10 protein-coding genes are annotated in these 12,988 nt (G+C 62.0%); 2 read left to right on the forward strand and 8 right to left on the reverse strand.

Features of this window, described 5'->3' with window-relative positions:
- Positions 1–41 precede the first annotated feature (41 nt).
- From AC1MFL_RS00520 to AC1MFL_RS00555, 8 genes are all read right to left on the reverse strand, one after another.
- Complete coding sequence (locus tag AC1MFL_RS00520) at positions 42–749, reverse strand: L-ribulose-5-phosphate 4-epimerase (protein ID WP_479812569.1); 708 nt, start codon at positions 747–749, stop codon at positions 42–44.
- Complete coding sequence (gene araB / locus AC1MFL_RS00525; protein WP_479812571.1) at positions 746–2,473, reverse strand: ribulokinase; 1,728 nt, start codon at positions 2,471–2,473, stop codon at positions 746–748. Before araB ends, AC1MFL_RS00520 begins: the two co-directional genes overlap by 4 nt.
- Positions 2,474–2,601: 128 nt before the next feature.
- On the reverse strand, positions 2,602–3,642 hold the full coding sequence (locus tag AC1MFL_RS00530) for a LacI family DNA-binding transcriptional regulator (RefSeq protein WP_479812573.1): 1,041 nt from the start codon (positions 3,640–3,642) through the stop codon (positions 2,602–2,604).
- An 88-nt stretch (positions 3,643–3,730) separates the two neighbouring features.
- The gene (locus AC1MFL_RS00535) at positions 3,731–4,735 is read right to left on the reverse strand and encodes an aldo/keto reductase family protein (RefSeq protein WP_479812575.1); all 1,005 of its coding nucleotides are present in this window, start codon (positions 4,733–4,735) and stop codon (positions 3,731–3,733) included.
- A gap of 473 nt (positions 4,736–5,208) precedes the next feature.
- A complete protein-coding gene (locus AC1MFL_RS00540) occupies positions 5,209–7,074 on the reverse strand; it encodes a glycoside hydrolase family 127 protein (RefSeq protein WP_479812577.1) in 1,866 nt (621 codons plus the stop codon).
- Between the two features lie 147 nt (positions 7,075–7,221).
- Entirely contained in the window at positions 7,222–8,064 is an 843-nt protein-coding gene (locus AC1MFL_RS00545; protein WP_479812579.1) for a carbohydrate ABC transporter permease, read from the reverse strand.
- Entirely contained in the window at positions 8,061–8,999 is a 939-nt protein-coding gene (locus AC1MFL_RS00550; protein WP_479812581.1) for a carbohydrate ABC transporter permease, read from the reverse strand. The genes AC1MFL_RS00545 and AC1MFL_RS00550 overlap by 4 nt, the downstream gene beginning before the upstream one ends.
- Positions 9,000–9,084: 85 nt before the next feature.
- The gene (locus AC1MFL_RS00555; RefSeq protein WP_479812583.1) at positions 9,085–10,368 is read right to left on the reverse strand and encodes an ABC transporter substrate-binding protein; all 1,284 of its coding nucleotides are present in this window, start codon (positions 10,366–10,368) and stop codon (positions 9,085–9,087) included.
- Between the two features lie 240 nt (positions 10,369–10,608).
- Here AC1MFL_RS00555 and AC1MFL_RS00560 point away from each other — a divergent pair, with 240 nt between their 5' ends.
- Both AC1MFL_RS00560 and AC1MFL_RS00565 read left to right on the forward strand, forming a co-directional pair.
- Positions 10,609–11,442 (forward strand): FadR/GntR family transcriptional regulator, encoded by an 834-nt coding sequence (locus AC1MFL_RS00560; protein WP_479812585.1) that lies wholly within the window; start codon positions 10,609–10,611, stop codon positions 11,440–11,442.
- Positions 11,442–12,434 carry an SDR family oxidoreductase gene (locus AC1MFL_RS00565; RefSeq protein WP_479812587.1) on the forward strand — a complete coding sequence of 331 codons (993 nt, stop codon included), beginning with the start codon at positions 11,442–11,444 and terminating at the stop codon, positions 12,432–12,434. Before AC1MFL_RS00560 ends, AC1MFL_RS00565 begins: the two co-directional genes overlap by 1 nt.
- Positions 12,435–12,988 lie beyond the last annotated feature (554 nt).

Genomic DNA, 12,988 nt, shown 5'->3' on the forward strand with positions numbered 1-12,988 from the left:
AGGGACGGCGGTTTCGCGGCCTAGCGGCCTGGTCTTTGGGCCTAGCGGCCGTAGACGTTCTGGTAGCGGGAGTAGAGCGAGTCGATCTGGGCCTGGTCGATCGGCAGCGGCTCGCCGAGCTGGCGGGAAACGTGGACCGTCTTGGCCACTTCCTCGCACATCACAGCGGCTTTGACCGCCAAGCGGGCGTCCTTGCCCACGGTGAACGGTCCGTGGTTCTGCATCAGCACAGCCGGCGAGGTGGACCGGGCCAGGGTGTCCACGATGCCGCGGCCGATCGAGTCGTCACCGATCAGCGCGAACGGGCCCACCGGGATGGGGCCGCCGAACTCGTCCCCCATCATGGTCAGCACGCACGGGATGGGCTCGCCCCGCGCGGCCCAAGCGGTGGCGTAGGTGGAGTGGGTGTGGACCACTCCGCCGACCTCAGGCATGTGCCGGTACACGTAGGCGTGCGCCGCGGTGTCCGAGGACGGCGACAGGGCCGGGTTGCACCATTCGGCCGGGCCGCCGCCGCCGGCGGGAAGTGAGCTGACCGGGGTGCCGTACAGGTCCGTGACCACCATCAGCTCGGGGGTCAGCTCGGCGTAGGAGACGCCGGACGGTTTGATGACCATCAGGTCGTGGCCGGGGACGCGCGCGGAGACGTTTCCCGCGGTCCAGACCACCAGCTGGTAGCGGGTCAGCTCCGAGTGCAGTGCGCACACTTCATGTCGGATCCGGGCGATGGATTCCAGCAGTACGCTCATGCCGGCACTCCTTCGGACAGCAGGACCTTGTCATGGAGGGGCCGGACGGCTTTGCGTTGGATCGCTTTGAGCCGGTGCATGACGCCGTTGCTTCCCCTGCCGAAGTAGTCGTGCAGGGTCCGGTACTCCTTGAAGAGTTCGTCGTAGGCCGCGACGTTTTCCGGGATCGGCGTGTAGACCGCGCCCGGCGCCGAGCCCATCGCGGCCGAGGCCACCCTGATGTTCGGGTACTTTCCGGCCGCGACTGCGGCGTGGATGGCCGAACCCAGTGCGGGGCCTTGGGGGGAGCCGATGGTGGAGAGCTGCAGTCCCGTGACATCGGCGTAGATCTGCATCAGAAGCTTGTTCTTTAGCAGCCCGCCGGCGACGATGAATTCCTTCACCGGAACCCCCGAGTCGCGGAAAGCGTCCACAATGGTGCGGGTACCGAAGGCCGTGGCCTCCAGCAGCGCCCGGTAGGTATCCTCGGGTTTCGTGGCCAGGGTCTGGCCAACCACCAGGCCGGAGAGTTCGTGGTCCACCAGCACGGAGCGGTTTCCCGAGTGCCAGTCGAGTGCGATCAGCCCGTGTTCACCGATTTCCTGGCCGGAGGCGAGGTCGGTGAGGTATTCGTGGATGCCCAGTCCGGCGGCCTCGGCGGCCTCATGGTAGTTCGGTGGGACACCGTTCTTGGTGAACCAGCCGAAGATGTCTCCCACCCCGGACTGCCCGGCTTCGTAGCCCCAGAGACCGTCCACGATTCCGCCGTCGACGACGCCGCACATCCCGGGAACTTCCCGCAGTTCGTCGCCGTTCATGACGTGGCAAGTGGAGGTTCCCATGATGGCCACAAGCTGGCCCGGTTCTACCGCTTTGGCGGCCGGCGCGGTGACGTGGGCGTCCACGTTGCCGACCGCGACCGCGATACCCTCCGGGAGCCCGGTCCAGGCAGCGGCCTCGGTGGTGAGGTAACCGGCTGCATCGCCGAGCCGGCCGATGGTGTGTTCCAGCTTGGCGGACACGAAGTCCCTGAACTGCGGGTTCAGGGCGGCCAGGAAGTCCTCGGACGGGTAGCGGCCCTCCTGGTAGATCCCCTTGTAGCCGGCCGTGCAGGCGTTGCGCACGTAGTTGCCACACAGCTCCCAGACGATCCAATCGGCCGCTTCCACCCAGCGGTCCATCGCGGCGTAGCTCTCCGGGTCTTCCTCGAGCAGCTGCAGGCCCTTGGCGAACTCCCATTCGGAGGAGATCAGCCCTCCGTAGAGGGGCAGCCATCTCTCGCCCCGTTCGGCTGCGAGGGCGTTAATCCGGTCCGCTTGCGCCTGCGCCGCGTGATGGCGCCACAGCTTCACATAGGCGTGCGGCCTGTCCGCGAAGCCCGGCCATTCGTTGAGCGGGGTGCCGTCGGCCTTGACGGGCACCATCGTGCACGCGGTGAAGTCCGTCGCGATCCCCACGACGGCGGCCGGATCGATTCCAGCGTCGGCGATCGCCGCGGGCACCGCGTGGCGCAGGACCTCCCGGTAGTCGTCGGGGACCTGGAGCGCCCATTCGCCCGGAAGCCGGATGCCACCGACACCCGCCGTGTCCTCCGGAAGCTCACTGGTAACCACCGCGTGCGGGTAGTCGAAGACGCCGCTGCCGAGTTCCTTGCCGTCCCGGACCCGGACCACGACGGCCCGTCCGGACAACGTGCCGTAGTCCACGCCAATGACATAATTTTCGTCGTATGCTGTGTCGTCCATCAATCCTCCAATACCGAGCTTTCCTTTTGGATGAGCTGCTTTTTCCAGTCAAGCGTGAGCGCTAACAGGGTTGTCGCCCCTATGGCTTCGTTACACTGGCTCACGATTCAGCCGAGGAAGTACCTCGATCAGAGAGGCGAGGTACTCTCTCTGACCACCAGTTCGGGCTCCACCACCGTGGTACTTACGCTTTCACCGTCCTCGATGGCCGTCAGCATGATCCCCAAGCAACGCCGACCAAGTTCCTCGAAGTCCTGGCGGACGGTGGTGAGCGGAGGGATGAAGTAGGCCGATTCCGGCTGGTCATCGAACCCGACGACGGAGACGTCGTCGGGGACACGGATACCTGCCTCGTTGAACGCCCGTAGCAGGCCCAGCGCCATCTGGTCGTTTCCCACGAAAACGGCCGTAGCGGAGCGTTCGGCAGCCAGCTGCTTCCCGATCTCGTATCCGCTGTTGGCGCTCCAGTCCCCCGTCATCAGGAGATTGTCCTCAAGACCGGCCGAGCGCAGGGTGGCGCGCCAGGCCTCGGCCCTCGCCGAACCGTCGATCCAGTCCTGAGGCCCGGCGATGTGCCCAATTCGCCGATGGCCCAGTTCAATTAGGTGCCCGACGGCGAGTTCGGCTCCGCGCGTCTGGTCCACCATGGCGCCGCTCACCGCGTCATTTCCGAGCGAGCCGACAGCCACCACCGGTATGCCGGGCTTAAGTTCCGCCAGGGCAAGCAACGTGTCAGAATGCGGCACAATCACCACGATGCCGTCCACGGACTGGTCCATGAAGTGCCCGACGGCGTCGAATATCGCCTCACGGCTGACAGACTTCAGTGCCGCGATACTGACGAAGTAGCCGGCATTCCGGGCGGCCTGTTCCACTCCCAGCAGCGTATTGGCTGGACCGTACTGGGAGAGCTCGCTGGCCAGGACACCGATGGTCTGGGAACGGCGGGTGACCAGGCTCCGCGCTGCGGTGTTGCGCCGGTAACCCAGCTCGACAATAGCCGCCTCCACTCGGTCGCGTGTGGCCTTGCTGACGTTGGGATGGTCGTTGATTACCCTCGACACGGTCTGGTGCGAGACTCCGGCGAGTTCTGCCACATCCTGAAGCCGGGGTAGCTTTCGGGGGGCACCCTTGTAGACAGCACTTTCAATTGCATTTGCAAGCTTCATGGCCGGCATCCTAATTCTCGAAAGGTCCAGCCGCCGCGCCGACAGCAAGACTGTACCTGCACTGTTTTTGTTGTAGTCATTAGTAGGGCTACAGCTCCCGAGTTGCAGGTGAGCTGGTCAGATTGGGATCCCTTTCGGCCAGAGAACCCACAGCGTCGTCGATCATCGCCAAGATGTCGCCGTCAAGCTTCATTCCTGCGGCCTTGGCGTTGGAGTTCACCTGCTCCGGCCGCGAGGCGCCGATGATTGCCGAGGCGACGTTAGGGTTCTGGAGTACCCAGGCAACGGCAAGCTGCGGCAGGGTTAGAGCGCACTGCTCCGCGATCGGCTTGAGCTGCTGCACGGCGCTCAGGATGTCGTCGCGCATCCATCGTTTGATTGTGGTCGCGCCGCCGTGCGCGTCGGTGGCGCGGCTGCCTTCCGGCAGTGGCTGGCCGGGCAGGTACTTTCCGCTGAGGACTCCCTGGGCCATCGGGGACCAGACGATCTGGGAGATGCCGAGTTCCTCCGAGGCCGGAACTACTTCTTCCTCGACGACGCGCCAGAGCATGGAGTACTGGGGCTGGTTGGAGATCAGCTGGAAGCCCAGTTCTTTCGCGAGGGCGTGTCCATCCCGGAGCTGTTCGGCGGTCCATTCGCTGACCCCGATGTACAGGGCCTTTCCCTGCCGCACAATGTCCGCGAACGCCTGCATGGTTTCCTCGAGGGGAGTTTCGAAGTCGTAGCGGTGCGCCTGGTACAGGTCTACGTATTCCGTCTGCAGCCGGCTGAGCGAGCCGTCGATGGATTCCATGATGTGCTTGCGGGAAAGGCCGAGGTCGTTCTTTCCCTTGGGGCCGGTGGGCCAGAACACCTTGGTTAGGATCTCCAACGACTGCCGGCGTTCGCCCTTTAGCGCTTCACCGAGGACCGTCTCGGCGGCAGTGTTGGCGTAGGCATCGGCGGTGTCGAAGGTGCTGATGCCGGCGTCGAGGGCCGCCCGCACGCACTGGGCGGCGACGTCGTTGTCTACCTGTGAGCCGTGGGTCAGCCAGTTGCCGAACGTGATCTCGGAGACCTTGAAACCGCTATTACCCAAGTATCGGAATTCCATTGTGGCGCCGTTCTTCCCCTATGGGATGTCTTGTCGGTTGACTATTGCAATTTGGTGGTGGAGAGCATCGTGGTCGGGCTGGTGCGCTAGCCTAAAAGGCGTTGCCGCCGCGCATACTGGGCTGGCCGCGCAGCAGTTCAGTTCCCGACAGCATCGGCGCCCTAGGTCAAAGCGGCCCTGACAGTTTGGGGCAGAGGGTCCCGCGCGGCGTAGTATCTGGCGTTCAAATATGTCGGACTGAAGACCTGAAACTGCCGAGACTGCGATGCAGCCCCGCCAGCAATGGACGGCATCCAAATCCTGCTGCTCCGGAGACGGGGGCCCGTGAAAAAGCCGTGCGTCACGAACGGCGCGGGGTCGAGCGGTTGTCCAACGGCCATGGGTTCGCGTCCTCTCCAGAGTGGCGTCCAGAGTCGCGCTTCTGTGCTGGCTCATAATCCTGCCGCCAGCACAGAGGCACACTCAGCTAGTTCTTAGTGGACGGAAGCGGGTACCCAGACGCGCATGGTCGAGGGGCCACGGTTCGCCCATAGGAAGTAGGGACTGAATATCAGCTCAACTGCTCTCACTTTCACCGGGCCCGTGGGCTGACTGCTGTAGGGCAAGCCGTCGGATTGGCCCTCGGTTACAAAACCCGAGGCCCGAATTGACGCCGAGCCAGGGGCAAGGTCCCGATCCTCGGATGGGATCAGGGGGCTGTTAACGTCGAGCTCCACTAGATCCAGGTCCAAGTCGGGTTGGTCCGGGGACTCAAGGCAGTAGACCAGAGGGCCACACTCCACTGCAGCAGTCCGCCGAAGGGCGTCGATCCGACGATCCGGATACGTAAAGCGTGGGGCCACCTCAAGGTCAATTGATACGGTATCCCCCTTCTGCCATGGGCGGGTCACGACGGTGACGCCTTGAGCGATCTCGAAGGGCACGCCGTTGACGCTGATTTTCGGGCTGGTGGACCAGTCCGGGATACGCAGGGAGAGAGCCCAGGGGGCTCCGTCTGTTTCGGTGATCCGCAGAGCGATGCGACCGTCGGCCGGGTAGGCAGTTTCCGTCGATACGGAGATGTTCCGGTTTCCACCGATGGCATGGGAGATGGTCCCCTCAATGTACTGGTGGACCTGGATCCCCGCGTCGTCGGCGGTGGCGGCATAGCCGCCCAGGCTGGCCAGCGTCCGAGCGATATTCGTGGGGCAACAGGAGGTCGTGAACCAGGAAGCTCGGGTTCCATCCGTGCGGCGCAAACTGGGGACCCCAGGCTCGGGTTCGATCCCAGGAGACCGGCGATGCAGGGTGTTGACGTAAAAGAAGGACTTCCCATCAAAAGAGGGGGATGAGATTACGCTGTTGAACAGGGTGCGTTCAATGATGTCCGCGTAGGAGGACTGGCCTGTCGCGAGCAACAGCCGCCACGCAACGTGCACGGAGGCAATGGATGCGCAGGTTTCGGCGTAGGCGCGCTCGCTGGGCAACTCGAAGTCTTCGCCGAAGGTTTCGCCGTGGTGATTGGATCCCATTCCTCCAGTGAGGTATGTGCGGCGTTCGAGCGTCCTGTCGTATTGATCCTTTACCTTTTGCAAGAGTTCACCATCGCCGGTTTCGACGGCGACGTCGATCGCTCCGGCCGCGAGGTAGAGTGCGCGGACAGCATGGCCGACGAGCACATCTGCCTCCCGAATTGGGACGTTGTCCTGGTAGTAGTCGCGCCCGCCGTACATGGTGTCGCCCAGAATCTGGTGACCACGGCGGTCGATGAAGATCTTTGCCTGATCAAGGTATCGGTGGTCGCCCGTTTCGCGGTAGAGCTCCACAAGTGCTGTCTCTATCTCGGGGTGCCCGCAGAGGGTCTGGAGGCCGTTAGGACCGAAGGTGTCGCAGATGTGGTCGGCAACGCGGACAGCAACGGACTGCAGGGTTTCGGGGCCTCCGGCCCGCATTCCTGCGACAGCGGCTTGGAGCAGGTGGCCGTAGCAGTAAAGCTCGTGGCCCAAATCCATGTCGCTGTAGCGTTCCGGGCCGCCCGGGTAGCCGTAGAAGGTGTTCAGGTAGCCGTCTTCCTGCTGGGTCTTTTCCAGGAGGCCGGCCAGTTCCTCCAGCCGCGCCCGGAAGTGCAGTGAATCTTCGCGGGCGTTTTCCCAGGCCATGGCTTCCATGGTTTTGTAAATTTCCGAGTCGGTGAAAAGGCGACCGACACGCTCTGTCTCGAGCGTTCCGCGCACGGCTGCCCGGAAGTTCTCCACCCAGCCAACGCGTTCAAGGGAGTGGTCGCAATGCGGAATGATCGCATCGCGATTTAGAGCCTGTTTTTCTGCCCAGAAGCCTCCCGTAATGGCCACAGTGGTCATGGGAAGGGGCATCAAGACGGAGCGGGATCGGGGCAGGACGGGGGCGGCAGTCGAGGGAGTGGCGGTCATTACCGAGTGGTTCCTTTGATTGTGTTGGACAGAAAACTAGGTGGGTCTGGGATGTGGAGCCGCGGGGAGCTGGATCGCTTAGCGGACGGCACCGGCAGTGAAGCCTCGAACGTAGTGCCGCTGAAGGAGGGTGAAGACGAGGATGCAGGGAATGGCCGTGACAACGATTCCAGCTTGTAGTGCGCCGAGGTCGATGGCCCCCATTTCGCCGCTGCGCAGGCTGACTAGGGCTACCGGAAGGGTGAAATTTTGCCCTTGTGTGAGGAAGATCAGCGGCGTCAGGAATTCATTCCACGAGGCGAGGAAGGCAAACATGCCGACGGTGACCATGGCCGGTACGACTGCCCGCAAGAGTACCCGGCGCAGCGCTCCAAAGGAGTTGCAGCCATCCAGCAGAGCGGCTTCCTCGAGTTCGCTGGGCAGAGCTTCGAAGGCATTGCGCATCATGAACAGACCGAAGGGCAGCTGGAACATGATCATGACCAGGGCGACGCCTACGAGAGAGTTCTGCAGTCCGGCGTACCCAAGCAGCGTGTAAAGGGGGATGAGGATGGTTGGATGCGGAATCATCAGGATCGCCAGGGCGCCGACGAAGAGCAGGTTCTTTCCGGGGAAATTGAACCGGGCAAGGGCGTAGCCTCCGAGAACGGTTACTGTCAGGGTCCCGGCGACGGAGATGAGGGAGACGATGACGCTGTTGGTGGCGTAGGTTCCCAGGCCGGCTCCGTATCGGATGAGTCTCTGGTAGTTGTCAGTGCCGAATCCCGTAACTCCGCCGCCGGCGTCTGGCCCGAATATTGAACTGAAACCGGACCAGGCGAGTGGTGCGAGGAACAGAATGGCAAGGGCACCTGCGACAGTATAGAAGCCCGCATTTCCGACTTTTTTCCGGTTGCCGGCCGAGGCGAGGAAGGTTGTCACTTTGGGTCCTTATTCCGGAAGAAGTAGAGTTGGCTGGCGTTGATTGCAACCAGTACGACGAGCAGCACCATTGCAATGGCTGCCGCCTTTCCGAGACTGAAAAGCGAGAATGCCTCGCGGAACATGGTGATGACCATGGTGACGGTGCTATTGCTGGGTCCACCACCGGTGAGGACATAGAACGGCTCGAAAGCCAGCAGCGATCCGGTGATGCTCAAGATCAGAATCAGCAGGATGGTCGGTTTAAGCAGTGGCAAGGTGATATGCCGCAGCTGCTGGAACCAGCTGGCTCCGTCGATGCGAGCGGCTTCGTACACGTCGAGGGGAATTGCCTGGAGCCCTGTGAGCAGGATGATCATGTTGAAGCCGGCGAAACGCCAGGTGACCATGGCAACCGTGGAGGCAAAGGCGTTGTCGGGTGTCCCGAGGAAGTCGGGGTCGCCCTCGGCGAGGCCGAGCGTTCGGAAGAGGGCTCCGAGCGGTCCGAAGTCATTGTTGTACATCGCGTAAAAGAGCAGGGAAGCTGAGGCAAGTCCCACTGCGGAGGGCAGCAGGAAGGCCGTGCGGAAGAAGCCCACACCGGGGCGTGAGTTTTGAACCAGCAGCGCCATCCCCAAAGACACCGTCAGGAAGATAGCAGTGACTACTAGGGTGTATTTGATGGTGAACCAGATCGACTTCAGGAAAAGTTCGTTCTGGCCAATGGCTTCGTAGTTGGCCGGGGCATTGAATCGTGGCTGGCCTATGAGCGGCCAGTTATTCAGCGACATCCAAAAGGCCAGGAGAAGAGGAAGAACGAAAAACACAACGACGAAGGCCCCCGCCGGGAGCGCATACAAAGCTCCGATGAGTCCTTCGTGCCGTAACCTCAAGGATTTTCGGGCGGCAACGGGTTGTTGCTTCACCGGTTCGGTTGTTGTTTGCACCGCGGTCATGCGGGTTGCTCCTTGTTAATTCGAGGCTTTCGCGTGGGCGGGACACCGGACACTGATGTCCCGCCCACGCTGATTGCGGCGGAGACTATTGGGACAGGGAAGAGTTGATCGCGCCTTCGGCCGACTTCAGTGCCTTGGTTGCATCCTCGCCGAACAGAGCGTCACGGAATGCGCTCAGCGCCGGACCGTTTGGGTCGTTGAACGTCTGGCCGAAGTTCAGCGAGTACGGCGTCTTGCCCTTAGCGACAAGTTCGTTCTCCTTGATGATCCTGGGGTCATTTTCTGTGTACTTGTTCTTCGCCAGATCCGTCCGGACCGTGAGCTGGTTGCTCTTGGCATAAACTTCCACCTGCGCCTCAGGGGTGAGGGTCCAGGACAGGAAGTCCCAGGCAGCATCGGGGTTCGCGCACGTGCTGGAAATCCCCAAGACGTCGCCGCCGAGGAACGTGCTCTGGCCTCCTTCGATGCCCGGGATGCCCTGCACACCGATTTTCAAGTCAGGGGTTTCCTTCACCGTCTGCAGCACCGAATTGCTACCCAGCAGATAGCCGACCTTGCCGGTGCCGAAGACCTGGTTTCGGGTCGCACCCGTTTCGCTCATGACGCTCTTGGGGGTTGACCCGGCCTTGAACATCTCGTTGTAGATCGTAAATACCTCGGTCGACTTCTGCTCGCCTAGCAGCGACTTCTTCCCGTCGTCCGAGAGCGCTCCGCCACCCGAGGCCCAGATCGACGGGAAGTGTGTGAATGCGATGGTGCCGGCCGCGTTGCCTGTGTAGTACAAGCCACTGATGTCGCTACCCAGTGCTGCCACCTTGGCGGCATTCGTCTGCAGCTGCTTCAGGGACGTAATCTCGGCCTTGGGGTCAATGCCCGCCTTTTCGAGCAGCACCTCATTCTGGAAGAGTGCGGACATGCCGATTGTGTGGGGAACGGAATAGGTCTTGCCCTCGTTTGTGCCCAGCTCCATCAACCCCTTCACAAGGGAGTCCTTGTACGGGAGAGCGTTGACCTTCTCTGTAATGTCCAAGAAGAGGTTCTTGGACAGAAAGTTCGGCATGTAGACGACATCAGAGGACATCAGGCAGGGAAGCTGCTTCGCCCCCGCGGCGACGCCTACTTTCTGGATGTAACTGTCGGTCGGCACAACAGTCAGCTGGATTTTGGTGTCGTGTGTTGCGTTGTACGCGTCGACCAGCGGCTGGCTCTGGCTGGCAGTCGCCGCTCGGGCCCACATTTCCACCGGGGCCGAGGACTGCCCGGCGGGCGATTGGTTACTGGGTCCACCACAAGCGGCCAGCGGTACCACAGCCGCCACGATGGCAGTCAGGGCAAGGGGCAGGTAGCGGCCTCGAACGAATTTAGGCATGTGACTTCCGTTCTCCGGCGTGGCTTCAGCGCCACGCCGATTCTCAACTACAGGGAGTAAGTGATCACTGGCGAAGCGCCCAGAAATGAAATGTGAGCGCTAACAGTTATCTGATGTGATTCACGATACATCGGCATAAGTGCGATGTGAAGTCCTGCGCTAAAGCTTTTTCAAACGCGTCCATGATGCTTACTTATCTGATGTCTTTCCAGGCTGTCAGGGTTCTGTAATAGTGGTGGCATGGTGATGAAGAACGAGCCGCCCCCTAGGCGGGCCGGGTCGCGTACCACGCGTCGGCAAGGATCAGCGACAGAAATTGCCGTCCAGTACCTGGAGACTCTCATCTTCGACGGGGTCCTTCAGCCCGGGGACCAACTGCCATCCGAAGCCGATTTGGCCGAAGAGCTGGGCATCAGCCGGCTCACCGTTCGCGAGGGCATCCGCACGTTCCAAGCCCGCGGTCTCGTGAACATCAACCATGGCCGCCGGGCGACGTTGGCACATCCTAACGCTGCCCCTTTGAGGGATTTCTTTTCGGCGTCGGTCCGCAGGGACGCCTCCGGGTTGTTGGAATTGTTGGAGGTCAGGATGGCAGTGGAGGTGCACGCGGCCTCGCTTGCTGCGCTGCATGCAACCCAGTCCGATCTCGCAGCCTTGGAGCTGGCCCTGACCTACATGAAGAATTCGGCCACAGATATTCAGTCCTTCAACGACGCCGACGTCCGATTTCACGCTGCTCTCGCGACAGCGAGTGGCAACAAGACCTTAGGCCTCATAGTTGAGGGCATGGAGGAACCGCTCCGGGCAGGGCGAATGGCCAGTATCTCCGGACACTGCGCCACGCATCAAGACCTTCAGGATCTAATTTCTCAGCACGCCAAGATTTACGCCAAAGTTGCCGCCCGGGACAGTAAAGCGGCAGCGGAAGCCATGGCCCGGCACCTGGGTGAGACCCGCAAGGACTTGAGGGCCGCTTTCAAAACACCTCCCGGCGCCCACGGTCCAGGCGGGTCCCCCGCCAGTGGGACGACACAAGTGCACGCGCCAGATCCGCATGAGAGGAAGGGGCCCTGATGCCTTACGGGAAGAGCGTTCTGTTCATTGGCGGGACCGGTATCATCAGCAGTGCCTGCGTGACCCGTGCCGTGGAACAGGGCCTGGATGTGACAATCCTCAACCGGGGCAAGTTGGAGGGTGCCATCCCGGAAGAAGTCCGGAGAATCAAAGGCGACATACGCGACGTCGACGCTGCGCGCCAAGCTCTCAACGGTCAAGAGTTCGACTCCGTGGTTGACTTCGTGGCATTCGACGCCCCTCACGCCAGGACTGCCATTGAACTCTTCCGCGGCCTGACGGGCCAGTACATATTCATCAGCTCCGCCTCTGCGTACCAGACACCGCCAGCCCGGCTTCCGATCACGGAGTCAACGCCGCTTCGGAACCCCTTCCTGAGATACTCCCGAGGGAAGATTGAGGCCGAGAGCACTTTGCTCGAGGCATACCGGGACGAGAGTTTCCCTGTTACGGTCGTGCGTCCTTCGCACACGTATGGCCCGACGCGGATGCCTCTGGACGGCCGTTGGACCGCCGTCGAGCGGATGCGCCAAGGCAAGGAGGTGGTCGTTCATGGCGACGGAACGTCCCTGTGGACGCTGACCCACCATTCCGATTTCGCGCGGTTCTTCACACCGCTGATCGGGAATCCAGCGACATTGGGAGAGGCATACCACATCACCTCAGATGAGGTTCTGACGTGGAACCGGATATACGAAATAGTGGCTGAGGCTGCAGGAGCGACCGCTCGCATCGTTCACGTACCCTCGGACTCGATCAACGGTGTCGATGCGGATTGGGGCGGTGCCCTGCTGGGGGACAAGGCACATTCCCTGATATTCGACAACAGCAAGATCCGGGCCGTGGCCGGGGCGGCGGCTGACTTCATACCTTTCGAACGGGGAGCGCGCGAAATAGTCGAATGGCATGACGAGCTTGAAAGTCGTCGCGTGGTGGACAACCGAATTGACTTGATCATGGATCAGCTCATTGCTGCCCACCGGCCCCAATGAATTTGGGGAACTGATCAAATTGCCCGTGGCATAGTGAATAAGGCCCGGAACCGCGGCTGACAGCGCCGACCGGGTTTGAGGATAAGCACGGCGGTCCGCGATGTCCCGGGAACCAGCCTCGATCGCCTTTATGCACCTCGAGGAGGTAGAACACCGCCTTCCAGTAGTCGCCGGTCGCCTCCATCACCACCCGCTCGATGCGCGGATCCACGGGATTAGTGGCCGGATGCACCACGCACCGGCTCATCGTCGACTGAACAGCCCCGCGGTCATTCATCGAAGACGTCCGACGCTGGGAATCCCGACGACGGCGACTCCACACGAAAAGAGACCAAGAACCCCCTGAACAGGGAAAACACGTGCCCGAGGTGGGGCTCGAACCGGGTTCCAGCCCGCGAAAACACTGGGCTCCCGCCGAAACATACGGAATCCGGGCCAGTCCGGCACCGGTTCGGCCCGGTCCGGGACGCAAAGTGTGGACACTGTCCACACCCCCATTTCTCCCCACCAGAGGCCTCCCCCAAACTGCCGCACCCCGCAGTGACAGGGTGCGG

This window comes from Arthrobacter sp. BG3, from assembly GCF_056680185.1.